At 58.5% G+C, this 23,725-nt stretch carries 21 protein-coding genes; 18 read left to right on the top strand and 3 right to left on the bottom strand.

The window, feature by feature from the left end:
- Positions 1-433: 433 nt before the first annotated feature.
- Complete coding sequence (locus ACSQ83_RS08195; protein WP_436227793.1) at positions 434-721, bottom strand: 4a-hydroxytetrahydrobiopterin dehydratase; 288 nt, start codon at positions 719-721, stop codon at positions 434-436.
- A 112-nt stretch (positions 722-833) separates the two neighbouring features.
- Between ACSQ83_RS08195 and ACSQ83_RS08190 the strand changes: the two genes are divergently transcribed.
- On the top strand, positions 834-1,331 hold the full coding sequence (locus tag ACSQ83_RS08190) for an Lrp/AsnC family transcriptional regulator (protein ID WP_436227792.1): 498 nt from the start codon (positions 834-836) through the stop codon (positions 1,329-1,331).
- Positions 1,332-1,341: 10 nt separating this feature from the next.
- On the opposite strand, the gene ACSQ83_RS08185 is transcribed toward ACSQ83_RS08190, so the two are convergent.
- Together ACSQ83_RS08185 and ACSQ83_RS08180 are read right to left on the bottom strand one after the other, a co-directional pair.
- On the bottom strand, positions 1,342-1,860 hold the full coding sequence (locus ACSQ83_RS08185; protein ID WP_414947747.1) for a class IV adenylate cyclase: 519 nt from the start codon (positions 1,858-1,860) through the stop codon (positions 1,342-1,344).
- Between the two features lie 116 nt (positions 1,861-1,976).
- A complete protein-coding gene (locus ACSQ83_RS08180) occupies positions 1,977-2,897 on the bottom strand; it encodes a LysR family transcriptional regulator (RefSeq protein WP_436227791.1) in 921 nt (306 codons plus the stop codon).
- 127 nt (positions 2,898-3,024) lie between these two features.
- Between ACSQ83_RS08180 and ACSQ83_RS08175 the strand changes: the two genes are divergently transcribed.
- The 17 genes from ACSQ83_RS08175 to ACSQ83_RS08095 all read left to right on the top strand — a co-directional run bounded on the left by ACSQ83_RS08175 (position 3,025) and on the right by ACSQ83_RS08095 (position 23,591).
- Positions 3,025-4,701, top strand: coding sequence for a GMC family oxidoreductase (locus ACSQ83_RS08175; protein WP_436227790.1), 1,677 nt, complete (start codon positions 3,025-3,027; stop codon positions 4,699-4,701).
- 346 nt (positions 4,702-5,047) lie between these two features.
- Positions 5,048-5,827, top strand: coding sequence for an ABC transporter ATP-binding protein (locus tag ACSQ83_RS08170; RefSeq protein ID WP_436227789.1), 780 nt, complete (start codon positions 5,048-5,050; stop codon positions 5,825-5,827).
- Positions 5,824-6,585 (top strand): ABC transporter ATP-binding protein, encoded by a 762-nt coding sequence (locus ACSQ83_RS08165; RefSeq protein WP_414967613.1) that lies wholly within the window; start codon positions 5,824-5,826, stop codon positions 6,583-6,585. Before ACSQ83_RS08170 ends, ACSQ83_RS08165 begins: the two co-directional genes overlap by 4 nt.
- 70 nt (positions 6,586-6,655) lie before the next feature.
- Positions 6,656-7,879 (top strand): ABC transporter substrate-binding protein, encoded by a 1,224-nt coding sequence (locus ACSQ83_RS08160; RefSeq protein ID WP_414947751.1) that lies wholly within the window; start codon positions 6,656-6,658, stop codon positions 7,877-7,879.
- Positions 7,880-8,040: 161 nt separating this feature from the next.
- Entirely contained in the window at positions 8,041-8,925 is an 885-nt protein-coding gene (locus tag ACSQ83_RS08155; RefSeq protein WP_165092952.1) for a branched-chain amino acid ABC transporter permease, read from the top strand.
- The gene (locus ACSQ83_RS08150; RefSeq protein WP_414947937.1) at positions 8,925-9,896 is read left to right on the top strand and encodes a branched-chain amino acid ABC transporter permease; all 972 of its coding nucleotides are present in this window, start codon (positions 8,925-8,927) and stop codon (positions 9,894-9,896) included. Before ACSQ83_RS08155 ends, ACSQ83_RS08150 begins: the two co-directional genes overlap by 1 nt.
- 591 nt (positions 9,897-10,487) lie before the next feature.
- Positions 10,488-11,654 carry an ABC transporter substrate-binding protein gene (locus ACSQ83_RS08145; RefSeq protein WP_436227788.1) on the top strand — a complete coding sequence of 389 codons (1,167 nt, stop codon included), beginning with the start codon at positions 10,488-10,490 and terminating at the stop codon, positions 11,652-11,654.
- Positions 11,655-11,927: 273 nt separating this feature from the next.
- Entirely contained in the window at positions 11,928-13,106 is a 1,179-nt protein-coding gene (locus ACSQ83_RS08140; RefSeq protein ID WP_436227787.1) for an ABC transporter substrate-binding protein, read from the top strand.
- A gap of 159 nt (positions 13,107-13,265) precedes the next feature.
- Positions 13,266-14,321 carry a branched-chain amino acid ABC transporter permease gene (locus ACSQ83_RS08135; protein WP_436227786.1) on the top strand — a complete coding sequence of 352 codons (1,056 nt, stop codon included), beginning with the start codon at positions 13,266-13,268 and terminating at the stop codon, positions 14,319-14,321.
- A gap of 4 nt (positions 14,322-14,325) precedes the next feature.
- Positions 14,326-16,110 carry a branched-chain amino acid ABC transporter ATP-binding protein/permease gene (locus tag ACSQ83_RS08130; protein ID WP_436227785.1) on the top strand — a complete coding sequence of 595 codons (1,785 nt, stop codon included), beginning with the start codon at positions 14,326-14,328 and terminating at the stop codon, positions 16,108-16,110.
- On the top strand, positions 16,110-16,856 hold the full coding sequence (locus tag ACSQ83_RS08125; RefSeq protein WP_436227784.1) for an ABC transporter ATP-binding protein: 747 nt from the start codon (positions 16,110-16,112) through the stop codon (positions 16,854-16,856). Before ACSQ83_RS08130 ends, ACSQ83_RS08125 begins: the two co-directional genes overlap by 1 nt.
- Positions 16,857-17,080: 224 nt before the next feature.
- Positions 17,081-19,057 carry a tRNA uridine-5-carboxymethylaminomethyl(34) synthesis enzyme MnmG gene (gene mnmG, locus ACSQ83_RS08120; protein ID WP_436227783.1) on the top strand — a complete coding sequence of 659 codons (1,977 nt, stop codon included), beginning with the start codon at positions 17,081-17,083 and terminating at the stop codon, positions 19,055-19,057.
- The gene (rsmG, locus tag ACSQ83_RS08115; protein ID WP_436227782.1) at positions 19,057-19,737 is read left to right on the top strand and encodes a 16S rRNA (guanine(527)-N(7))-methyltransferase RsmG; all 681 of its coding nucleotides are present in this window, start codon (positions 19,057-19,059) and stop codon (positions 19,735-19,737) included. Before mnmG ends, rsmG begins: the two co-directional genes overlap by 1 nt.
- 62 nt (positions 19,738-19,799) lie before the next feature.
- Positions 19,800-20,570 carry a ParA family protein gene (locus ACSQ83_RS08110; protein WP_436227909.1) on the top strand — a complete coding sequence of 257 codons (771 nt, stop codon included), beginning with the start codon at positions 19,800-19,802 and terminating at the stop codon, positions 20,568-20,570.
- A 37-nt stretch (positions 20,571-20,607) separates the two neighbouring features.
- Complete coding sequence (locus tag ACSQ83_RS08105; protein WP_414967620.1) at positions 20,608-21,534, top strand: ParB/RepB/Spo0J family partition protein; 927 nt, start codon at positions 20,608-20,610, stop codon at positions 21,532-21,534.
- 48 nt (positions 21,535-21,582) lie between these two features.
- The gene (locus ACSQ83_RS08100; protein WP_436227781.1) at positions 21,583-22,680 is read left to right on the top strand and encodes an SLC13 family permease; all 1,098 of its coding nucleotides are present in this window, start codon (positions 21,583-21,585) and stop codon (positions 22,678-22,680) included.
- Between the two features lie 314 nt (positions 22,681-22,994).
- A complete protein-coding gene (locus tag ACSQ83_RS08095; protein WP_436227780.1) occupies positions 22,995-23,591 on the top strand; it encodes an ATP synthase subunit I in 597 nt (198 codons plus the stop codon).
- Positions 23,592-23,725: the final 134 nt, after the last annotated feature.

The following is a 23,725-nucleotide window of genomic DNA, read 5'->3' as shown; positions in this document are numbered from 1 at the left end:
TGCAGCAATTCTCCTGTGGCCGGACACGCCAAAATTCCCCACTTCACGGACGCCACTCCGCGATCGGTCTCCAGCACGTCCGCCAAGCCCCTGTGGCGACCAAACCAATCGTTGCAAGGGGTAAAACGGACTGTCCAAACCGTATGCGTTGCTGATTGTACAGTGTCGGTCTGTGCCGCCGATGGACTGGAGCCGTCAGAGCGCGCAGGGTCTGGTGAAAGCTTACGCCTGTATTATAAGTTTTCTTTCTTGATGAAAGTTTTCGTTGCCGCAGACTTGCAAACACCTTTGTTTCTGCTTTCGAATAAGCGAGTTTTGGCCTCTGGCAGCTCTTTTCGGCCCCGCTTATTGCGGAATTTGAATGTCATTGTTTGTAATACGGCTGTTACGCATTTGTCGCAGTGATCAGGGTAGCGAGCGGCTTTCAGGTGCTTCAGGTTATGGCGTCGATGAATCTCGCAAGCGTTATATCGCGTTCCGTCAGACCTTTTGCCGTATGCGTCGAGAGCGTGATTTCCACTTTGTCGAACACATTCGACCATTCTGGATGGTGATCCATTTCCTGCGCCTTTATTGCCACGCGGGTCATGAAACCGAATGCCTCGTTGAAATCAGCGAACTTGATACTTCGCTGAATTGAGCTGTTATCCGCGCTAGGTTGCCATTGCTTTAATTCGCCGAGAAGCTTGGGCAATTCGTCAGCTGTAAGTTTCTTGATCATGCCGGTTCTCCTTACATGAGTGGTTGAGGTCAGCGACGCGAGGGCCTAAGAAGATCACGCGAGGATCACGCGGTAAGCTTGCGTCTTTCAGCTTTTCACGCAGGATATCCCCATGGTCGACCTTGATCACTTCGATCTCGCGCTACTTGACGTTCTTCAGCGCTTCGGCCGCGCGACGCATCAGCAACTCGGCGAGGAAGTGCCGCTGTCGCCATCGCAAATCGGGCGCCGTTTGCAACGCCTGGAGGCTACTGGTGTGATCGATGGCTACCGGGTTGTGCTGCGCCCCGAAAAACTCGGCCTCGGCGTCACCGCTTTTACGAGCCTCAAGCTGAAGCATCACGGCGATACCGTTATCGACCAGTTCCAGCAGCAGATTGAAGCGCTGCCCGAAGTGCTCGAATGCCATGCGACGGTTGGCGACGCCGATTACCTGTTGCGCATCGTCGCGCCGGATTTGAACGCGCTGTCGACGTTCGTCATGAAGAAACTGATGCGAGTTCCCGGCGTGGACAGCGTGCGCTCCAATATCGTATTGACCACATTCAAGCGCAACGGGCCGCTGCCGCTTGGGCATCTGGCGGCCAATCCACCGGATTCTGCCAATTAAGCCGGGCGGTTTAAGCCGGCTCGCTCAACAAGTCGACGTACGCAACCGGCACAAGGTCGCTCGCCGACACGCCAAGCTTCGCAAACAATTCCTCAGCTTCTTTCTCGCCGCCGGCTTCGTCGTCATCCTGGCCGAGCAGCACTTCGAGCTCGATGAAATCGCCCAGCCCGTCCACGCGGTCCAGATGAATCCGCGTGCGCCCGACGATATACACATGCCGTTCCTTATTCACGATGCCGCGCGTGTTCAGCGCTTGAGCGAGCAGCGCGTGGGTGGCTTCGGGATTGGTTACCGGGCTGCGTGAGTAGTACGACACCTTCGGGCCGTCGCGGTCATCGCGTTGATAGAAAATCAGTTCGGCTGGCGTGTTGTCATCGAATTGACGCAGTTTGAGGCGGCCGTTTGGCACATCGTAGAAAAAATCTTGCTGGCGGTAGATCATCGGCGGTTCGCTGGCTAGCGCAGCGGCGCTGGCCAGGAGCTGGTCGAATTGATGCGCGCGAGCCTTGATTTCGATATTGCGTGCCATGTTGAAATTTCCTGTTCACGTGGGCGCCAGATGCGCGTCCCTCAGACTAACAAAATTTGATGACCGGAAGATTCATCGGCTTCCGGTCACGACGTTCAAAACGGTGTTTCAGGCGACTATGTCGCCCATTGATCTTCAATCAGACGTAACGCCGCCGCGATGCTCGGCTCCTCACGGCGCTCCCCGAGCACGATGAACGAAAGCTGCGTAGGCACCGTGACGCCTTCCACGATAGTCAGCGCATGCGCGTGCGCTTCGGCCAGCGCGATGGAATCGCGCACGAGCGTCAGGCCCACGCCCGACTTGACCAAGTCGAGCATCGACGGCTCCTGATCCACCTCGGCCACTTTCACGGGCTGAACGCCGTGGGCATCGAAGATCCGCGTGAGCAAGCGGTTATGGGCCGACTCCGGCGGCGTCCAGATCCAGGGCAGCCGGGCAAGCGCGGCCCAGCCACTGTCGCCGCCCTCCAAACGCTCCGGCCGGTTCACGCGATCGTTCCAACCCGCTGGCGCCAGCACGCGATACAGATAAGGCTTCAGTTGCACGACATAAAAGCGGTCCGGATCGCGGGGTTCATCGATAACCGGATCGCCGATATAAAACCCTACATCGAGATCGCGCGCCTTGATGCGCTCGAGCACCCAGCCTGACATGCCGTGCCGCAGCGCGGTTTCAATGCGCGGATACGTCTCCACGAGCGCGCGCAAGAAACCCCCCAGGCGCAGGAATTCGGGATCAAGAATGGTCCCGATGGTCAGGCGCCCACTGACCTCGTGGCGAAGCGCGGCGGCCACGCGCTGCACTTCGCTCGCGGCTGTGAGAGCCCGTTCAGCGTGCGGCAGGAGGGTTTCACCATCGCGCGTGAGGATCAGGCCGTGCGACGTCCGCGAAAACAACGTAATGCCCAGCGTCTCCTGCAGGTTCTTGATTTGCAGGCTGACGGCCGGCTGCGACACGTGCAGCAACACGGCGGCGCGCGTGAGATTGCCTTCGCGGGCGACGGTGACAAAAGCACGGAGAAGAGTCAGGTCCATGCCTGATATTAGCGCAGCTTATAAAGCTATTGAAGATATCTGATTGGATTGCTGCACTGCGTCCGCAGTAGCTTGTGCGTTTGTGACAAAGTGAAAGCCGCCTGAAGCGGCTTGGGCAGGAGACAAAATGAAACAGGACGCGCGCAAGCTTGAGGGCGAGTTTGATTACATTATCGTCGGTGCGGGAACGGCTGGTTGCGTGCTGGCAAACCGGCTGACCGAAGATGCCGATGTCAGCGTGCTGCTGCTCGAAGCCGGCGGCAGAGATAACTACCACTGGATTCACGTGCCGGTCGGCTATCTGTATTGCATCGGCAATCCGCGCACCGATTGGCTTTATAAAACCCAGGCTGAAGCGGGACTCGATGGCCGCTCGCTTTCGTATCCGCGAGGCCGCGTGCTGGGTGGTTGCTCATCGATCAACGGCATGATTTACATGCGCGGCCAACGCGAGGATTACGACGATTGGGCGCGCATTACCGGCGATCGCGACTGGTCCTGGGATTCTGTGCTGCCGGTATTCAAGCGCAGTGAAGATCATCATGGCGGTGGGAATCAGTGGCATGGCGCCGGGGGCGAATGGCGTGTCGAGAAGCAGCGATTGAAGTGGAAGGTGCTGGAAACATTCGCACAGGCGGCTCAGGAAAGCGGCCTTCCCGCTACTGACGATTTCAATCGGGGCGACAACACGGGCGTCGGTTATTTCGATGTGAACCAGCGCAGCGGAATTCGATGGAATGCATCGAAGGCATTCTTGCGGCCCGCGATGAAGCGGCCGAATCTCACCATCATCACGGGCGCGCATACGCAACGGCTAGTGATGGAGGATAAGCGCTGCGTTGGAGTTGAATATCGTGGCGGCGATACGGACTATCTAGCCAAGTCCCGTTGCGAAGTGATCCTGAGCGCGGGCGCGGTCAATTCGCCGCAATTACTGGAACTATCCGGCATTGGGAACGGCGCGCGGCTGCAGCGGCTGGGTATCGATGTCGTGCAGGACCTGCGCGGTGTAGGCGAGAATTTGCAGGATCATCTACAGCTTAGGATGGCTTACAAAGTGCGTGGTGTACGAACGTTGAACACGCTGTCGGCGCATTGGTGGGGTAAGGCATGGATCGGCTTGCAGTACATGTTGATGCGAAGCGGGCCAATGTCGATGGCGCCCTCGCAACTCGGGGCGTTCGCGAAGTCCAATCCGGATGATTTGACCATTACGCGGCCGGATGTGGAGTACCACGTGCAGCCGTTATCGCTCGACCGGTTTGGAGAGCCGCTGCATGCGTTCAATGCGTTCACCGCGTCGGTGTGTCCACTGCGGCCGACGTCGCGGGGAAGTGTTCATATCGCAACGCCGGACGCACGCGACGCACCTTTGATTGCGCCCAATTATCTGTCAACGGATCGTGATCGCGAGGTGGCGGTCAACGCGATGCGCTTGACTCGGCGGATTGCGAGCGCGCCCGCGTTGGCGAAGTATTCGCCGGAGGAGATTTTGCCGGGTCCGGCTTTCCAGACGGACGCGGAACTTGCTATTGCGGCGGGAAAAGTTGGGACGACTATTTTTCATCCGGTAGGAACATGCCGGATGGGGACGGATAACGACCCGGCTGCGGTCGTTGATGCGCGTTTGCGCGTGATCGGGGTGAGTGGCTTGCGAGTGGTCGATGCCTCGGTGATGCCGACAATTACCTCGGGCAACACAAATTCCCCGACATTGATGATCGCTGAGCGGGCTAGCGAAATGATTCGCGCCGATCGGCGGTTTTTGTTTTCGCTCGCGCCGGTGGAGGGGGTTCCTGGCTGACTTTAGCCGTAATCAACGGCATAAACCCCGGCCTCCAGGCCGGGTACCGGTGCGAACGACATTCAAATGCCATCCGGTGCTATCGAAAACCAGGCTCAAAACTAAGTGCAAATCCCGATGATTGCGCTGCATCATTGGCGCGACAATAACGCCAGCGCGCTTGTTGCACCGCAGGTCTGCATCACGATTGTGCAGCACGCAAGAAATGCAACAACGAGGCAGCAAAATCGCAACGGCAATTGCGCATGCACCTACACAAACACCGCCAGCAAAATCACGGGGCATGCGCCAAAAGCGCACCGAGCTGAAGCTGAAACAAAGGCTCAAACAAAGCACGGAAGGGGACATGATTCTCGGCGATACGATTCTGGAAACCCGCGGCCTGACAAAAGAGTTCAAAGGCTTCACCGCCGTCAACGGCGTGAACCTGCGCGTGCGTCGCGGCTCCATCCACGCCTTGATCGGCCCTAACGGCGCGGGCAAAACGACCTGCTTCAACCTGCTTACGAAGTTCCTGGAACCGACCGCAGGACAAATCGTCTTCAACGGCATCGACATCACGGGTGAGCGGCCTGCGCAAATTGCTCGTCGTGGTGTCATTCGTTCGTTTCAGATTTCTGCTGTGTTCCCGCATCTGACAGTGATGCAGAACGTGCGCATCGGCTTGCAGCGTTCGCTCGGGACATCGTTCAAATTCTGGAAAAGCGAACGCGTCCTCAACGAACTCAATGATCGCGCGATGGACTTGCTCACGCAGGTCGGCTTGACCGATTTCGCCGACACCACCACGGTCGAACTTTCCTATGGCCGCAAACGCGCGCTCGAAATAGCCACCACGCTGTCGATGGAACCCGAACTCATGCTCCTCGATGAACCCACGCAAGGCATGGGTCACGAAGACGTCGACCGCGTGACGGCACTGATCAAGAAAGTATCGGCGGGACGCACCATCTTGATGGTTGAACACAATATGAACGTGATCGCAGGCATCTCGGACACCATCACCGTCTTGCAACGTGGCGAAGTGCTGGCGGAGGGCAGTTACTCCGAGGTATCGAAGAACGCGCTGGTGATGGAAGCCTACATGGGCAGCGCCGACGCATCCCTCGCCGGAGCGCACGCATGAGCACGATCGTGGAAGAACGCCGCGCGGAACAATTGCCTGGAGCATCGACTCAGGAGCCGGCGCTCGAGCTTGTTGGCGCACAAGCCTGGTACGGCGAATCGCACATCCTGCACGGCGTGGATCTGACTGTGCATCGAGGCGAAGTCGTCACGCTGCTCGGACGCAACGGCGCAGGACGCACCACAACGCTGCGCGCCATCATGGGCCTCACCGGTCGTCGCACGGGGTCGATTCGTATCGGCGGACATGAAACCATTGGCATGTCGACGCACAAGATCGCGCATTACGGCGTGGGGTATTGCCCGGAGGAACGCGGCATCTTTTCAAGCCTCTCTTGCGAAGAGAACCTGCTTTTGCCGCCGCTTGTAGGCCCCGCGAAAGACGCCATGTCGATCGATGAAATCTATTCGATGTTCCCCAATCTCAAGGAGCGCCGCAGCAGCCAAGGCACGCGCTTGTCGGGCGGCGAGCAGCAAATGCTGGCGGTCGCGCGCATCTTGCGCACCGGCGCAAACCTGCTGCTGCTCGATGAAATATCGGAAGGGCTTGCGCCTGTCATCGTCCAGACGCTCGCGCGAATGATCATGATGCTGAAAGCGCGTGGCTACACCATCGTGATGGTCGAACAGAATTTTCGGTTTGCCGCTCCGCTCGCCGATCGCTTTTATGTCATGGAGCACGGGAAGATCGTCGAGCATTTCAACTCCGGCGAACTCGAAGCGAAAATGCCGGTGTTGCACGAGCTGCTCGGGGTTTAGAACGTCAAACGCAAGTTCAACACATCAGCATGCGGCCCGCCGCAAGAACAACAACTCAACGGAGACTGTAATGAAGAAGAAGACCCTCGCGCGCCTCTCGGGACTCTGCGTAGCGATTGCGGCTGCCACGGCCTCGCTGATGGCTGGCAACGTCCAGGCAGCCCCCGGCGACACGGTGAAGATCGGCTATATCACGGACTTGTCCGGCCTGTACGCGGACATCGACGGGCAAGGCGGCCTCGAATCCATCCGCATGGCGATTGCGGATTTCGGCGGCAAGGTGAACGGCAAGCCGATTGAACTGGTCTACGCGGATCACCAGAACAAGGCGGATATTGCGGCATCGCGGGCGCGTGAATGGATTGATCGCGATGGCGTAAATGTGATCATCGGCGGTACGAATTCGGCAACGGCATTGTCGACGAATCAAGTCGCTGGCGAGAAGAAGATCCCGTACATCAACATTGGCGCAGGTGCGGACAACCTCACCAACGAGCAGTGCACGCCGTACACGGTTCACTACGCCTATGACACCATGGCGCTCGCCAAGGGCACGGGCTCGGCCGTGACGAAGCAGGGCGGCAAGACGTGGTTCTTCCTGACGGCTGATTACGCGTTCGGCAAGGCGCTGGAAAAGAACACGTCGGATGTCGTGAAGGCGAATGGCGGCCAGGTGCTCGGCGCGGTTCGTCATCCTTTGTCGGCCTCTGACTTCTCGTCGTTCCTGTTGCAGGCGCAAGGGTCGAAAGCGCAGGTGCTGGGTCTGGCGAACGCAGGCGGTGACACGATCAACTCGATCAAGGCGGCGAAGGAATTCGGCATCACCAAAACGATGAAGATTGCCGCACTGCTGATCTTCTTGACCGACATCCACAGCCTGGGTCTCGAAACCACGCAAGGCCTGGTTGCAACGGACAGCTGGTACTGGAACAAGGACGCCACCACCCGCGCATGGGCACAGCGCTACTTCGCCAAGATGAAGAAGATGCCGACGAGTCTGCATGCAGCCGATTACTCCGCGGTCACCACGTACCTGAAGGCGGTGCAAGCGGCGGGATCGACGGACAGCGACAAGGTGATGGACCAGTTGCACAAGATGAAGATCAACGACTTCTACACGCAAAACGGCTACATCCGCGCGGACGGCAGCATGATCCACGACATGTACCTGATGCAAGTGAAGACGCCGGCGGAATCGAAGGAACCGTGGGACTACTACAAGATCACGGCGACCATTCCGGGTGAGCAGGCTTTCGACACCAAGGCGGAATCACGCTGCCCTTTGTGGAAGTAAGCGGCCGGGTTTAGTGGCACTGCTAGCGGCACTGCGGAGTCACGCGTAACGCCGATGGCTTGAATGGCCGCTACACGTTTGCGCATGATCGATCGACGCATGACGGCTTGCTCACCTTGAGCCAGGCGGCATGCGTCGACACTACTCTGACGGCAGATTCAATGGAAATTTTCGGCATTCCGCTCGCGGCGATGATGAGCCAGTTGCTGCTCGGGCTGGTGAACGGATCGTTCTACGCCATCCTGAGCCTTGGCCTCGCGGTGATCTTCGGCCTGCTCAACGTGATCAACTTCGCCCACGGCGCGTTGTTCATGCTCGGCGCGATGCTCACATGGATGGGTTTCTCGTATTTCAATGTGCCGTACTGGGCCATGCTCGTGCTCGCGCCGCTGATTGTGGGCGTGTTTGGCATCGTGATCGAACGGACGATGTTGCGCTGGCTCTACAAGCTCGATCATCTGTACGGGTTGCTGCTGACGTTCGGTTTGACGCTGGTGATCGAAGGCGTGTTTCGCTCGATCTACGGTTCATCCGGCCAGCCCTACGATGTCCCCGCGCTGCTGTCCGGCGCGACGAATCTCGGCTTCATGTACCTGCCGAACTATCGCGCGTGGGTCGTGCTGGCATCGCTGGTCGTGTGCTTTGCGACGTGGTTCGTGATCGAGAAAACGCGGCTCGGTGCGTATCTTCGCGCAGGCACCGAGAACCCGAAGATGGTCGAGGCGTTCGGCATCAATGTGCCGCTGATGGTCACGCTCACCTACGGTTTCGGCGTGGCGCTCGCGGCCTTCGCGGGCGTGCTGGCCGCGCCCGTGATCCAGGTCTCGCCGCTGATGGGGCAATCGATGATTATCACCGTATTCGCGGTGGTTGTTATCGGCGGAATGGGTTCCATCATGGGCTCGATCCTGACCGGCCTCGGACTCGGCGTGATTGAAGGCCTGACGCGCGTGTTCTATCCGGAAGCCTCTGCAACGGTGGTTTTCGTGATCATGGCGCTGGTGCTGCTCGTGCGCCCGGCGGGACTTTTCGGCAAGGAAAAATGATGGTTAGGAAAGTGCTCTACGGCGTGTTGCTGGCCGGCCTGATCGCGGCGCCGTTCCTCGGCGTGTACCCGGTCTTCATGATGAAAGTCCTGTGCTTCGCGCTGTTGGCGGCGGCCTTCAATTTGTTGATCGGCTACACGGGCCTGCTTTCGTTCGGCCACGCGATGTTCCTTGCCAGCGCCGGTTATTCTGCTGGTTACGCGATCCAGACGCTTGGTTTTACGCCGGAACTAGGCGTGATCGCGGGCACGGCGATCGCAACGTTACTGGGTCTCGTCGTCGGCTTGTTCGCGATTCGTCGCCAAGGCATTTACTTCGCGATGGTCACGCTGGCGCTCGCGCAGATGGTCTATTTCGTGTTCCTGCAGGCGCCGTTCACGCATGGCGAAGACGGGATGCAAGGCGTGCCGCGCGGCAAGTTGTTCGGTGCGATCAGCCTCAGTTCCGATCTGACGCTCTATTACGTCGTGCTGCTAGTGATGGTGCTGGCGTTCGGATTTATCGTGCGCGTGGTGCATTCGCCGTTCGGGCAAGTGTTGATTGCGATCAAGGAGAACGAACCGCGCGCGATCTCGCTGGGTTACGACACATCGCGTTTCAAGCTGCTCGCGTTCGTGTTGTCGGCGGGATTGGCGGGACTGGCTGGCGCGCTTCAAACGCTGGTGCTCGGATTCGAAACGCTCGGCGATGCTTACTGGACCATGTCCGGCCTGGTCGTGCTGATGACCCTGGTGGGTGGCATGAGCACCATGTTCGGGCCTTTGCTTGGCGCGTTCATTATTGTGGCGCTGGAAAATCGTCTCGGCGATATTGGCGCCGGGTTGTCATCGCTTACCGGGATTGACTGGTTCAACTCGCTCGGAGAGTCGGTGACGATCGTGACGGGCCTGATCTTTATTGCATGCGTGCTGCTGTTCAGGCGGGGGATTGTGGGAGAAATCATCGCACGGGTGAGGCCATTGCGCGGCTAAAACGGTATACGCGAAAGTCACGCAATTTAGTTGGTGATCCGAACTATATACTTCAGGATGTGCGGTTAACTTCCGCATCTGACAAGACTCGGATAAACGAGCGCCCAATAAAGGTGCCAACGTGCACCACTAGGGTAAATGCTAGGTTGTCGGTATTGGTTGCACAATCTAATATCCGTTTCAGTTCTGTTGCACCCGAATTTTGAGGTGGAGAACGAGGAGACAACGAGGCATCAAGTGCCCGACCGAAAGCGCTGTTGGATGATTCCAACAGCGCTTTTTATTTGTGCTCCGCGCTTTTTGCTTAACTCTCGGATTCTCACGTCCAAATCGATTTATTTTGCCGCGATTAAGGGCCAGATAAATGGCCGCCGACTCTCGCCAATCAAATCAAATTAATCAATTTCATACGGGTTTTCCCGGGCATTTTTCATTACGTGCTTTAGCGCGCATTCGCTCGTTCAAATTCCTTCAAAACGCTTGCTCCGTGCGCTTCTCGTCCGCTACACTCCGGATTCACCGACCGCGTGGTCGGGATATAAAAATCGTAAAATCGCGCCGGTGAACAAAACACATTTACGGGGCATATCAATGAAGTTGGCTTTACGCTGGATCTCGAAGGCGGCACTCATCGCGAGCATGTCCGCAGTAGTCAGTACGCACGCTTTTGCAGACATAAAGATTGGTGTGACAGTGTCCGCGACTGGACCGGCTGCATCGCTGGGAATTCCGGAAAAGAACACCATTGCGCTGCTGCCGAAGGAGATTGCCGGGCAGAAGATGGATTACATCGTCCTGGACGATGCGACCGATTCCACGCAAGCCATCAAGAACGCCCGTAAGCTGACGAGTGAAGATCACGTCGATGCCCTGATTGGTTCCACGGTAGTCCCTAATTCGCTCGCGATGATCGACGTCGCATCTGAGACATCCACGCCCATGATCTCCATGGCTGCGGCGGCTACCATCGTGGAACCGATGGATGCAAAACGCGCGTGGGTGTTCAAGACGCCGCAAAACGACATCCTGATGGCGACCGCGATCGCGCAGCATATGTCGAATCATGGCGTGAAGTCGGTGGCGTTTATCGGTTTCAGCGACGCTTACGGCGAAAGCTGGTTCAAGGAATTCACCAAGGCAGCCGATCTCGCGAAGATCAAGGTCGTCGCTAATGAACGGTTCGCGCGCAACGATACATCGGTGACCGGGCAGGTTCTTAAAGCCATGTCGCAGAACCCCGATGCGGTGCTGATCGCGGGTGCGGGAACGCCGGCCGCGTTGCCGCAAAAGACGCTGAAAGAGCGGGGCTACAAGGGCAAGATCTATCAGACGCACGGCGTGGCGAACAACGACTTCCTGCGTGTGTGCGGAAAGGATTGCGAGGGCACGTTCCTGCCGGCCGGACCGTTGCTGGTCGCCGCGCAATTGCCCGATTCGAACCCCGTGAAGAAGTCTGCGCTGACTTATAAGCAGGCTTATGAAAACGCTTACGGTGCGGGTTCCATTTCCACGTTCGGCGGTCACGCATGGGACGCCGGCCTGTTGCTGCAACGAGCGATTCCGATTGCGTTGAAGAAGGGGCAACCGGGCTCGCAGGCGTTTCGTGAAGCGTTGCGTGCGGCTATCGAAAGCACCCAGGATTTGCCCGGCTCGCACGGGATCTTCAACATGAGCGCGAACGATCACTCAGGACTCGATCAGCGGGCGCGCGTGATGGTGGAGATCGTCGGCGGGCAGTGGAAGCTCGCCAAAGACTGACGGGAACCTAAACAACAAGATAAATCGACTAAAGGCGCGTTGCTTCGAACGCGCCTTTTTTTCGACGTGTTATCGAGATGTTTGCGAGTGTTTTAGATGGGCTCGGCAGCGCTGGCCTGATGGCTAACGTTGAGGGAAACCGGGTTCAGATACAGGTAATGACCGAAAATAGATTGAGCGGCAATCAAGCCAAGACCGCACGACAAAAGATTCATAACAACTCGCTGTAGTGCACAAGGCGTGCGCGATGGCATAGCGTCTGGAGACGATGCAATGAGAAAGACTACCTCGGTGAAATGGAAGGGACGGCTGACGAGCGCGGCGCTCGGCGTGACGCTGGCCCTGGGCGCCGGCGCCGCGATCGCGCAGGTGAAGATTGGCGTGACGTTGTCGGCAACAGGGCCGGCGGCATCGCTTGGCATTCCCGAGAAAAATACAATCGCGTTATTGCCAAAGGAGATTGGTGGGAAGAGCGTGGAGTACATCGTGCTCGACGATGGTTCGGACACCAGCCGCGCAGTGCAGAACACGCGCAAGCTGATCGATGAAGACCATGTTGACGCTATCGTGGGCTCGACCGTCACGCCGAATTCGCTTGCCATGCTCGACGCTGCAAGTCAGGGCAAGACGCCCATGATCTCGATGGCCGCATCGGCCGCAATCATCTCGCCTATGGATGCGAAGCGCTCGTGGGCCTTCAAGACGCCGCAGAACGACAGCCTGATGGCCGACGCCATTGCCGAGTATATGGAGAAGCACGGCGTGAAGACGGTGGGTTTCATCGGCTTCGCGGATGCGTATGGCGACGGCTGGTATAGCGTGTTCAACACGGCTGCGGCCGCGCACAACCTGAAGATTGTCGCGAACGAGCGGTATGCCCGCACCGATACCTCCGTCACCGGCCAGGTGCTGAAGACCATGAGCGCTAATCCGGATGCCGTGCTGATCGCGGGCGCAGGCACGCCTTCGGCGTTGCCCGCCAAGGCGTTGAAGGAGCGTGGTTACAAGGGCAAGGTCTATCAGACGCACGGTGTGGCGAACAACGATTTCCTGCGCGTGTGCGGCAAGGATTGCGATGGCGAATTGCTGCCGGCGGGGCCAATCCTCGTGGCGGATCAATTGCCGGATAGCAACCCGGTGAAGAAGTCATCGCTGGCTTATAAGCAGGCTTATGAGAAGGCGTATGGCGTGGGGTCGGTCTCCACGTTTGGCGGCCACGCGTGGGACGCCGGACGCATGCTGGAGCAAGCCATTCCTGAAGCGCTCAAGACGGCTCAACCGGGTACGGATGCATTCCGTTCAGCGCTGCGTAGCGCGCTGGAAAACCTGAAGGATGTAGCGCTTGCGCATGGCGTGATGAACACAACGCCGGCCGATCACAACGGCTTCGACAAGCGCGCCCGCGTGATGGTGCAGATCGTCGATGGCAAGTGGAAGCTGCAGAACGACTAGCTTGCGACATGGACCGCGCTCGCGCGCCTGCAATTTGGCGAGTTAGCGTTCCGGGGTTTCAACCATGGCTGGAGGCCGCGTTTTTCTGGCGGCATCAAGCCATATTTTCGATGGGCTGACCCGGCAGCCCCACTAGCAGATCGTTCCTAAAGAGGAAGTATGGACTTATCGATTGCGGCGATTCTCGCGCAAGACGGCGTCACCACGGGCGCGATCTACGCATTGCTCGCGCTCGCGCTGGTCCTCGTGTTTTCGGTGACGCGCGTCATTTTCATCCCGCAGGGCGAGTTCGTCGCGTACGGTGCGCTGACGTTGGCCGCGCTGCAAACGCAGAAGCTGCCAGCAACGTGCTGGCTGCTGATCGCCATGGGCGTGGGGTGCTTCGTCGCGGAGATCGCGGGCATGGTGCGCCATCCGTCGCGACACCGGCACCTAGCGCGCACGCTCGCCGTGCTGGCGGGCAAGTATCTGCTGTTCCCAGTGGCAGTCTATGGGCTGACGCAGAGCGTGGTGATGCAGCCGCTGCCCATGATCCTGCAAGTTGCGCTCGCGTTGCTGATCGTGATTCCGATGGGACCGTTCGTGTACCGGTTGGCCTACGAACCCATCGCCGAAGCCAGCACGCTGTTGCTGCTGATCGTGGCGGTCGCGGTGCATTTCGCGATGGTCGGCCTTGGCCTCGTGATGTTCGGAGCAGAAGGCTCGCGCACAAATGCTTTCTCCGATGCCACGTTCAACCTCGGCAGCGTGTCCATCTCCGGGCAGAGCCTCTGGGTAGTCGGGACGGCCGCGGTGCTGATCGTTGCGCTGTATCTGTATTTCGACCGCACGATCTCCGGGAAGGCGCTGCGCGCGACCTCGGTAAACCGGCTTGGCGCGCGTCTGGTGGGCATCGGCACGACGCAGGCTGGACGGCTTGCCTTCACGCTCGCGGCCGGCCTGGGCGCGCTCTGCGGCGTCCTGGTGGCGCCAATCACGACCATCTACTACGACTCGGGCTTCCTGATCGGACTGAAGGGCTTCGTGGGTGCGATCGTGGGCGGCCTGGTGAGCTATCCGCTCGCCGCGGCGGGTTCGCTGCTGGTGGGGCTGCTTGAATCGTATTCGTCGTTCTGGGCGAGCGCTTACAAAGAGGTGATCGTCTTCACGCTGATCATTCCGGTGCTGCTGTGGCGGAGTCTGGCGAGTCCGCAGTCAGACGAAGACGAGGAGTGACGCGATGAAATTCGTCATGCGAAACAAGTTTTTCTGGGTATTCCTGCTGGTCGTGTTCGCGTTGCCGGTGCTGCCTCATCCAATCCGCACGCCCGAGTACTGGATCACGCTGCTGAACTACATCGGTTTGTATTCGATCGTTGCTATCGGACTCGTGCTGTTGACGGGTATTGGCGGGATGACAAGCTTTGGGCAAGCGGCCTTCGTAGGTGTGGGCGCTTATTCAACGGCTTATCTCACGACGCAGTTCGGCGTGTCGCCGTGGCTTGCACTGATAGTAGGCGTCGTGCTGACAGCGCTGATCGCGCTGCTGCTCGGGATGGTGACTATGCGTCTTTCCGGCCACTTCTTGCCGCTCGGGACAATCGCGTGGGGGTTGTCGCTGTTCTTCCTCTTCGGGAACCTGGAATTTCTTGGTAAATACGATGGCATCAACGGCATTCCAGTGCTCAACCTGCTTGGATGGCATCTGGAATCCGGAAGGTCAATCTACTACCTGATCTGGGCCGTCGTGTTGCTCGCGGTCATATCTGTTCAGAATCTGCTTAATAGTCGTCCGGGACGAGCGATTCGGGCACTGCGTGGCGGCGGCACAATGGCCGAAGCCATGGGCGTCAACACCGCGTGGATGCGCGTGGTGATCTTCGTCTACGCCGCCGTGCTGGCCGCAATTTCAGGCTTCCTGTACGCGCATTTGCAGCGGGCGGTGAATCCGACGCCGTTCGGCTTGAATCACGGCATCGAATTCCTGTTCATGGCGGTGGTAGGGGGCGTATCGCATGTCTGGGGTGCAGTGCTGGGCGCGACGATCCTCACCGTTCTACAGGATTATCTGCAGACCTTGCTGCCCAAGTTGCTGGGATCGAACGGCAATTTTGAGATCATCGTGTTCGGGATATTGATGGTCTTGCTGCTTCAATATGCACGGCAAGGGGTTTGGCCGTTCGTCGCCCGGCTTTTTCCCAGTGGGCCGCGCGCCCGCGTTCCTGAGCAGGCGGAAGCGTTGCCACAACGACCAAAGCCTGCTGTCGGCGAGCCTTTGCTGGTCGTCGATAAAGCGCGCAAGGAGTTCGGCGGACTGGTCGCGGTCAACGACGTCAGCTTCCAGGTGAAAGCGGGCGAGATCATCGGATTAATCGGGCCGAACGGCGCGGGAAAATCGACGACATTCAATCTAGTCACCGGTGTACTGCAAGCCACCAGCGGGTCAATCACGTTTCAGGGCGAACGTATCGATGCCCTGACTTCACGTGAAATCGTCAAACGCGGTATTGGCCGGACTTTCCAGCACGTGCGGTTGTTATCGGGCATGACGGTTCTGGAGAACGTTGCGATTGGCGCGCACTTGCGGGGAAAGACGGGCGTCTGGCGGAGCGTCGCGCGATTGAATGCTGCGGAAGAAGGGCGTTTGATGGCGGAAGCGGCTAAGCAGATCAAACGTGTTGGCCTGGAAAAGCATCTCTACGATGAAGCCGGCAGTCTGGCGCTCGGACAACAACGCATTTTGGAGATAGCTCGCGCCCTGTGCTGCGATCCGACTTTGCTATTACTCGATGAGCCCGCTGCAGGTTTGCGCTATCAGGAGAAACAACAATTGGCGGAGTTGTTACGCCGCCTGAAGGGCGAAGGCATGAGCATCCTGCTGGTAGAGCACGACATGGATTTCGTGATGAATTTAACTGACCGGTTGGTGGTGATGGAATTTGGAACCCGAATCGCGGAGGGATTGCCAGAGGATGTGCAGAAAGATCCGGTGGTGTTGGAAGCGTATCTAGGCGGGGTGGACTGATGGCAGACGCAATTCTTCAAGTCTCTGGTTTGTCCGTCCGTTATGGCAAGGTCGAGGCGCTTCACGACGGGAAGCTCAACGTTGGCGCCGGGCAGATCGTTTCGGTTATTGGGCCCAACGGCGCCGGTAAGTCCACATTGCTTAATGCCGTCATGGGCGCGCTGCCTTCCACGGGCTATGCGAAGGGAACCGTTCTTTATCGAGGCGAGGATGTCTCCGTGCTGCCGATAGAGAAGCGCGTTTCACGTGGAATGTGTCTGGTTCCGGAGAAGCGCGAGTTGTTCGCGAGCATGACGGTAGAGGACAACCTGGTTCTGGGCGCGTATCGAAGGAAGCGTGCGGGTGAACGCAATTTTCTCGATCAGCTCGATCACGTATTCGACTTGTTTCCCCGCTTGAAGGAGCGTCGGAAGCAGGCAGCCGGAACATTGTCAGGCGGTGAGCGGCAAATGCTGGCGGTGGGTCGTGCGCTGATGGGCAAGCCCGATTTGCTGATGTTGGATGAACCTAGCCTCGGCCTCGCGCCGCTGATCGTGAAGGAGATATTCCACATCATTAGCGCGCTGCGGGAAACGGGCGTCGCGACGCTGTTGATCGAGCAAAATGCGCGGGCCGCGCTGCAGATATCCGACTATGGCTACGTGCTGGAAACCGGTGAATTTGCGATGGAAGGTGTTGCTAGCGAATTGGCTCACAATCCGAAGGTTATCGAAACGTACTTGGGGTTGGCTAAGAAGGTCGCTTAGCGTAGTTGCCACTTGGTTGTCGTAGACGGCGTGTTTCACGTGAAACACGCTATTTTTTCGCCTTGGATATTCCCAGTGGATTCGCCGCGCCGGTCGTTGGCATGTTTCACGTGAAACATGCCAATTTTTTCAGCGTTAGCCATTCGGCTTGAATCGCCGCAAAAGCTAACCGGCTATAATTCTTCGATATCTCTTTCGAAGGTCCGCATCTCGTGCGGGAACCCATGCTTTATCCAACTGAATTCGATGTGATCGTCGTTGGCGGCGGTCACGCTGGAACTGAAGCTGCTTTAGCCTCGGCCCGAACAGGCGCGACCACGCTTTTATTGACTCATAACATCGAAACGCTAGGTCAAATGAGCTGCAATCCCTCTATCGGCGGGATTGGGAAGGGCCATTTAGTTAAGGAAATCGACGCGCTCGGCGGCGCAATGGCCGCGGCAACGGATGAAGCGGGCATCCAGTTTCGGATTCTGAATTCATCGAAAGGGCCGGCTGTCCGCGCTACGCGAGCGCAGGCGGATCGGGTCTTGTACAAGCAAGCGATTCGGCATCGGCTCGAAAATCAACCGAATCTTTGGTTGTTCCAGCAGTCAGTGGACGATTTGATTGTCGAAGGTGACCGAGTTGTTGGGGCCGTGACCCAGGTTGGAGTGAAGTTTCGCGCCAAAGCAGTCGTGTTGACGGCCGGGACTTTCCTCGACGGAAAGATTCACGTGGGTTTGAACAATCACACGGGCGGCAGGGCGGGTGACCCAGCCGCGGTGTCGTTGTCGGCGCGACTTAAAGAGCTTCAACTTCCGCAAGGTCGCCTGAAAACCGGTACGCCGCCGCGTATTGATGGTCGCACCATCGATTTTTCGAAGCTTGGAGAACAGCCCGGCGATCTCGATCCCATCCCGGTGTTCTCATTCCTTGGCCGCGTTGAGCAGCATCCACGACAAGTGCCGTGCTGGGTGACCCATACCAACGAGCGCACGCACGACATCATCCGGGCTGGTCTCGACCGTTCGCCGATGTACACAGGCGTTATCGAAGGTGTCGGTCCGCGCTACTGCCCGTCGATTGAAGACAAAATCCATCGATTTGCGTCCAAGGATTCGCATCAAATCTTCCTGGAACCCGAAGGCCTGACGACAAACGAGTTCTATCCGAACGGTATCTCCACGAGCTTGCCATTCGATGTCCAACTCGAATTGGTCCGGTCCATGAAGGGATTGGAGCATGCGCACATCCTTCGTCCTGGATACGCGATTGAATACGATTACTTCGATCCGCGCGCATTGAAGGCATCGTTGGAGACGAAGACGATCGGTGGCCTGTTCTTTGCCGGCCAGATCAATGGCACAACGGGATATGAAGAAGCTGCCGCGCAGGGCTTGCTGGCGGGTCTAAACGCCGCGCTGCAAGTTAGCGGCAAAGAAGCATGGTGTCCGCGTCGCGACGAAGCCTATCTAGGCGTGCTGGTGGACGACTTGGTCACGCAAGGCGTATCCGAGCCGTATCGGATGTTCACCAGCCGTGCTGAGTACCGCCTTTCATTGCGCGAAGACAATGCGGACATGCGTTTGACCGAAGCGGGCAGGGCGCTCGGCGTCGTGGATGACGTGCGCTGGAGCGTGTTCAATGAAAAGCGCGACGCTGTTTCACGTGAAACACAGCGCTTGAAATCGACTTGGGTTAACCCTAAAACGTTGCCTGTGGAAGAAGCCGTCGCATTACTCGGCAAACCGATTGAACACGAATACAGTTTGGCGGATTTGTTGCGTCGACCGAGCGTCACCTATGCGGACGTTTGTGCACTGCGGAATCACACATCTGGTCCGGAAACGCCGCTGGCCCAAGATCCAATCTTGCTTGGCCAAATTGAAGAGCAGGTCGAGATCGCGGTGAAGTACCAAGGCTACATCGATCGCCAAGCTGGCGAGATCGAGCGGAATGGCACACACGAAAATACGCGTTTGCCAGAGGCATTTGATTACGCAGAAGTGCGTGGATTGTCCTTCGAGGCCCGTCAAAAGCTGATGCAGCACCGGCCGGAAACGATTGGCCAGGCATCGCGTATCTCGGGCATTACGCCAGCCACCATCTCCTTGCTCATGGTCCACCTCAAGCGGGCAATGGGCCGGCGCGATGGGACAACGGCTCAAGCGTCGGGAAATAACCGGGCAGGGCGTAACAGCGCTCACTCCGCTTCGTGATGCAGCGTGAAGCCGGGGATGCCGGACTATCAACACTTCTAAACGAAGGAATCGAGCAACTCGGCATGGCCGTCACCGACGCGCAGCGCCAGAAGTTGCTCGATTACGTGGCCCTGCTGGGTAAGTGGAACGCGGTGTACAACCTGACGGCGATCCGCGATCCGCGCCAGATGCTGATCCAGCACATTCTCGATTCGCTCGCGATCATCCCGTTTCTCACGCGCCGCACCGGGTCTCAGTCGGCGCTCGATGTCGGCTCCGGTGGTGGCCTGCCGGGGATCGTCATGGCGATCGTCTTGCCCGATTGGCAAGTCACGCTGAACGACATTGTTCACAAGAAAACGGCCTTCCAATCCCAGGCGAAGCTGCAACTCGGCCTGACCAATTTGTCGGTTGTGACAGGACGTGTCGAGAACCTGCACCCGGGCGTAGAAGTCCCAGGTCTTTTCGATGTAATCGTCTCGCGCGCATTCGCAGAGCTCTCTGACTTCGTTACACTTGCGCGTCATCTGGTTGCTGGCAACGGCCGCATCTGGGCGATGAAAGGAATCAGGCCGGACGCCGAGATTGCTCGCCTTCCCGCCGACGCGAAAGTCTGCAGTATCGAACGTCTCCGCGTGCCCATGCTCGACGCCGAGCGCCACCTGATCGAAATTGAAATCGGAGCGGCCCCACATTGAACACTGCAGTCGACATCTCACGCGCACCTGAAATCCAGTCAGGAAAGAAGGGACACATCACGATGGCAAAAATCTTCTGCGTCGCGAACCAGAAGGGCGGCGTCGGAAAGACGACGACAGCAGTCAACCTCGCGGCCAGTCTGGCGGCGCTCGACCAGCGGGTTTTGCTGGTCGACCTGGACCCGCAGGGCAACGCAACGATGGGCAGTGGCGTCGACAAAGCGGCGGTCGAAAGCACCGTGTACGACGTGCTGGTCAACGGAGTCACGGTACTTGAAGCGCGTACTCGCACCGATGCCGTCGGCTACGACGTCTTGCCGGCTAATCGCGAACTGGCGGGCGCCGAGGTGGAACTGGTCAGCGTCGACAACCGGGAACGCGTGCTACGTAAGGCGTTGACCGAAGTTGAAGCCGAATATGACTTCATTCTCATCGATTGCCCGCCGGCTTTGTCGTTACTCACGCTGAACGGGTTGTGCGCTGCTCACGGCGTCGTCATTCCGATGCAGTGCGAGTATTTCGCGCTGGAAGGCTTGTCCGATCTCGTCAACACGATCAAGCAGGTTCACGCGAATCTCAACCGCGACCTGAAGGTAATCGGTTTATTGCGCGTCATGTTCGATCCGCGTATTACGTTGCAGCAACAGGTATCGGATCAACTGAAACAGCATTTCGGCGACAAGCTCTTCGACGTCGTCATCCCCCGCAACGTCCGTCTGGCCGAAGCGCCCAGTTACGGTCTGCCCGGCGTCGTGTTTGATCGGGCATCGCGTGGCGCGCAGGCGTATATCCAGTTCGGTACGGAAATGATCGAGCGCGTACGCGCGCTTTAACGGACACAGCGTCAAGATGGCAGAACGAGGAAGCAAGATGAGCGCGACGATGAAGAAGAAGGGCCTGGGGCGTGGTCTGGAGGCCCTGCTGGGCGGAAGTTCGGATATCACCGAGGCCGTGCGCAGCGAAGGGTTGCCGAGCGTTCTGCGCCTCGACGTGATGCAGGCAGGCAAGTATCAGCCGCGTACGCGAATGGACGAAGGCGCGCTGCAGGAGCTGGCCGCGAGTATCCGTGCGCAAGGTGTGATGCAGCCAATCCTGGTGCGTTCGATTGGCAACGACCGGTACGAGATCATTGCCGGCGAACGCCGCTTCCGGGCGGCGAAATTGGCTGGCCTTGAAGAAGTGCCGGTGCTGGTGAAGAACGTGCCGGATCAGGCCGCGGCCGCCATGGCCCTGATCGAAAACATTCAGCGCGAGGATCTGAATCCGCTTGAAGAGGCGCAGGGTATTCAGCGTCTGCTCGATGAATTCGATTTCACGCATGAGCAAGCTGCAGAGTCAGTCGGGCGTTCGCGCAGTGCCGTATCGAATTTGCTGCGCTTGCTGAACCTGGCTACGCCGGTTCAAACCATGCTGCTTGCAGGCGATCTCGACATGGGTCATGCCCGCGCACTGCTTGCCGTCGATGCCGCCACGCAGATCCAGTTGGCCAACCAGGTGGTCAACCGGCGCATGTCGGTGCGTGAAACCGAGAAGCTGGTTTCATCGACGACCAAGGAAGCGCCCGCGACAAAAGCGCGCACCGCGCACGATGGCGGCCGCGACACGCGCCGGCTCGAAGAGGAGTTGTCCGACCTGCTGTCGGCGAACGTGAAGATCAAGATGGGCGGGCGAGGGCGCGGCAAGTTGCAGATCGACTTCGGTGACCTCGACGCGCTCGAAGGCATTTTGGGACGGCTGCGCACGGGCGCAGTCAACGGCAAGGCGACTACTGACAACACATCCGCAGCGCAGGCCTAGGCCGCAATGCAGTTGCCCGCCGAAGCCAAGCCCGCTCAGACGAACCCAATGTCCAAAGCGTGGGCGCTCGTCAGCAAAGAACCCGTCCTGGCGACCCTGATTGTTGCGCTCATCGCGCTGCAAACCCTGCATCGCAAGCCGTGGGCATCGTTGCCTGCGCTGATCGACTGGCAGACCGTGCTGACGCTCGCTGGTTTGCTGATGTTGACCAAGGCGGTGGAGCTGTCCGGCTTCCTCATGTGGATGGCGCACCGCGTCGTGCATCGGATTCATGGCGAACGCGGCTTGGCGTTCTTGCTGATCGGTCTCGCCGCAGTGCTCTCGACCTTGCTCACCAACGACGTCGCATTGTTCGCCGTCGTGCCATTGACCTTGTCGCTGCACAAACTGGCGCCGCTTCCTATCAAGCGGCTGGTGATCTTCATTGCGATTTCGGTGAATGCCGGATCGATCCTGACACCGCTCGGCAACCCGCAGAACCTGTTTCTCTGGCAGACGAGCGGCGTGTCCTTCGGCGGCTTCGTCTGGGCGTTGCTGCCGTTATGTGCGGCGCTGATGGCGATGCTTTACTTGCTGGCCGCCGTGATGTTCCGCAACAAGCCACTCGATCTTTCCGGCGACACAGAAGCGCATTCCGTCGATATCCCGCTTTGCACGGTCGCGGGCATTGCGTTCGTCGCTTTCGTGGTTCTCGCCGATGCGCACTATGCCGGCATCGGCCTGGCCGCTGTTGCTGTCGGTTTCCTGTTGTGGCGACGTCAAGTCGTGCTGAAGATCGACTGGTTGCTGTTGCTGATCTTCGTGCTGATGTTCATCGTGCTGCGCAGCGTGGCCGCGTTGCCGTGGGTGCATCACGCAATAGCCGGTCTGGGCCTGAATACGCCGTTCAAGGCATACGCAGCCGGCGCCGTGTTGTCCCAGGGAATCAGCAACGTTCCGGCAGCGATCATGCTCGCCGAGTTCTCGAAAGACTGGCGCGCGCTGGCATTCGGTGTGAGCGTGGGTGGCTTCGGCATCGCGATCGGTTCACTCGCCAATCTGATTGCCGTTCGGCTTTCGGGCGAGCGCGGCATGTGGGGTCCGTTTCACCTTATCTCCATTCCATTCTGGATCGTCGCAGCGGCTATTGGCGCGTGGCTTGTTTAATCCGATAAAAATGGTGCGGCGCACGCAATGCAATTCGCGTCCTGTTTAAAAACGACGTGAAACAAGTCCATATCCGGCGTTAATCAAACTCGTTGTCCGTACAAGCGAAATCTCCTTTTGGAGACGTGTTTTTCAGGCTCGTCCGCTTGTTTTTTGATGGCCCTAAGCTATTGAATCTGTGACAACAATCGCTTACAATCCCCCGGATTTATCAGCTTGGCGACTCCGAAAGCGCTACGTAAGTATGTGGTTGAATGCAGCCATGAACGGACGGTAAACGCGCTGGCTGTAACTGACCTTTAGTGAGATGTGTGATGGCGGTGCGAGAGCAGGATCGAGCGCCGGAAGGCGGGCAAGATGGGCGCGATTCACGCCCTGCCGCGAATTTGACCGGACACAAAACGTCTGGTTCAACGCCTGATTCCATTTCTTCTGGTCAGCCGGGTCATGCGCCGAATCATCCGTTTGACGATTCGTGGGAAGCCGAAGCGCAAGATAACAAAACTGTTCCGCTTACGCGGGCAGAGGCGGAGACGCTGTTTGGTCCCGGAGTGAGTCGTCCATCGCGTGTCACGCCGTTCAAGGTCGTGGCGGCGCAAATGGTTTTGTCCCTGTGTGCGACGTTGGCATGGTGGCTGTTCTACAGTCCACCGGGTGTCGCTGCGCTGTCGGCGTTCCTCGGGGGAGCGATTTGCTGGGTGCCGAGCGGATTGTTCGCGGCACGTCTGAAAGCGAAGAGCGGCGCGCAAACCGTCGCGAGCTGGGTGATCGGCGAAGCAATCAAGATGGGCGCGACTATCGCCATGTTCGCGGCGATCGCGTACGGTTTCAAAGGTGTGCTGTGGATACCGCTGCTGGTCACGTACCTCATCGCATTGAAGACGTACTGGATCGCAATGGCCTGGAAATAACGCAGTGCGTTTGCAGACTTGACGTGCCAGGTAAGTGACGTACCAACGGTATCAGAGCAAATTAATACGTGCGGAGTAACTCTCCTGCACGCGGGCCCGCGCCCGGCGAACCGTCAACCATGTGGCGGCTCGAG

The sequence above is a fragment of the Caballeronia sp. LjRoot29 genome, from assembly GCF_964252755.1.
GTDB lineage: Bacteria > Pseudomonadota > Gammaproteobacteria > Burkholderiales > Burkholderiaceae > Caballeronia.
Note: the sequence above shows the minus strand (reverse complement) of the source record. Positions and strands in the feature narration are given on the sequence as shown.

Bases quoted from the DNA above. Each gene is read 5' to 3' on its own strand.
- ACSQ83_RS08195 (WP_436227793.1), bottom strand. From the start codon at position 721: ATGATCAAGAAACTTACAGCTGACGAATTGCCCAAGCTTCTCGGCGAA.
- ACSQ83_RS08190 (WP_436227792.1), top strand. From the start codon at position 834: ATGGTCGACCTTGATCACTTCGATCTCGCGCTACTTGACGTTCTTCAG.
- ACSQ83_RS08185 (WP_414947747.1), bottom strand. From the start codon at position 1,860: ATGGCACGCAATATCGAAATCAAGGCTCGCGCGCATCAATTCGACCAG.
- ACSQ83_RS08180 (WP_436227791.1), bottom strand. From the start codon at position 2,897: ATGGACCTGACTCTTCTCCGTGCTTTTGTCACCGTCGCCCGCGAAGGC.
- ACSQ83_RS08175 (WP_436227790.1), top strand. From the start codon at position 3,025: ATGAAACAGGACGCGCGCAAGCTTGAGGGCGAGTTTGATTACATTATC.
- ACSQ83_RS08170 (WP_436227789.1), top strand. From the start codon at position 5,048: ATGATTCTCGGCGATACGATTCTGGAAACCCGCGGCCTGACAAAAGAG.
- ACSQ83_RS08165 (WP_414967613.1), top strand. From the start codon at position 5,824: ATGAGCACGATCGTGGAAGAACGCCGCGCGGAACAATTGCCTGGAGCA.
- ACSQ83_RS08160 (WP_414947751.1), top strand. From the start codon at position 6,656: ATGAAGAAGAAGACCCTCGCGCGCCTCTCGGGACTCTGCGTAGCGATT.
- ACSQ83_RS08155 (WP_165092952.1), top strand. From the start codon at position 8,041: ATGGAAATTTTCGGCATTCCGCTCGCGGCGATGATGAGCCAGTTGCTG.
- ACSQ83_RS08150 (WP_414947937.1), top strand. From the start codon at position 8,925: ATGGTTAGGAAAGTGCTCTACGGCGTGTTGCTGGCCGGCCTGATCGCG.
- ACSQ83_RS08145 (WP_436227788.1), top strand. From the start codon at position 10,488: ATGAAGTTGGCTTTACGCTGGATCTCGAAGGCGGCACTCATCGCGAGC.
- ACSQ83_RS08140 (WP_436227787.1), top strand. From the start codon at position 11,928: ATGAGAAAGACTACCTCGGTGAAATGGAAGGGACGGCTGACGAGCGCG.
- ACSQ83_RS08135 (WP_436227786.1), top strand. From the start codon at position 13,266: ATGGACTTATCGATTGCGGCGATTCTCGCGCAAGACGGCGTCACCACG.
- ACSQ83_RS08130 (WP_436227785.1), top strand. From the start codon at position 14,326: ATGAAATTCGTCATGCGAAACAAGTTTTTCTGGGTATTCCTGCTGGTC.
- ACSQ83_RS08125 (WP_436227784.1), top strand. From the start codon at position 16,110: ATGGCAGACGCAATTCTTCAAGTCTCTGGTTTGTCCGTCCGTTATGGC.
- mnmG (WP_436227783.1), top strand. From the start codon at position 17,081: ATGCTTTATCCAACTGAATTCGATGTGATCGTCGTTGGCGGCGGTCAC.
- rsmG (WP_436227782.1), top strand. From the start codon at position 19,057: ATGCAGCGTGAAGCCGGGGATGCCGGACTATCAACACTTCTAAACGAA.
- ACSQ83_RS08110 (WP_436227909.1), top strand. From the start codon at position 19,800: ATGGCAAAAATCTTCTGCGTCGCGAACCAGAAGGGCGGCGTCGGAAAG.
- ACSQ83_RS08105 (WP_414967620.1), top strand. From the start codon at position 20,608: ATGAGCGCGACGATGAAGAAGAAGGGCCTGGGGCGTGGTCTGGAGGCC.
- ACSQ83_RS08100 (WP_436227781.1), top strand. From the start codon at position 21,583: ATGTCCAAAGCGTGGGCGCTCGTCAGCAAAGAACCCGTCCTGGCGACC.
- ACSQ83_RS08095 (WP_436227780.1), top strand. From the start codon at position 22,995: ATGGCGGTGCGAGAGCAGGATCGAGCGCCGGAAGGCGGGCAAGATGGG.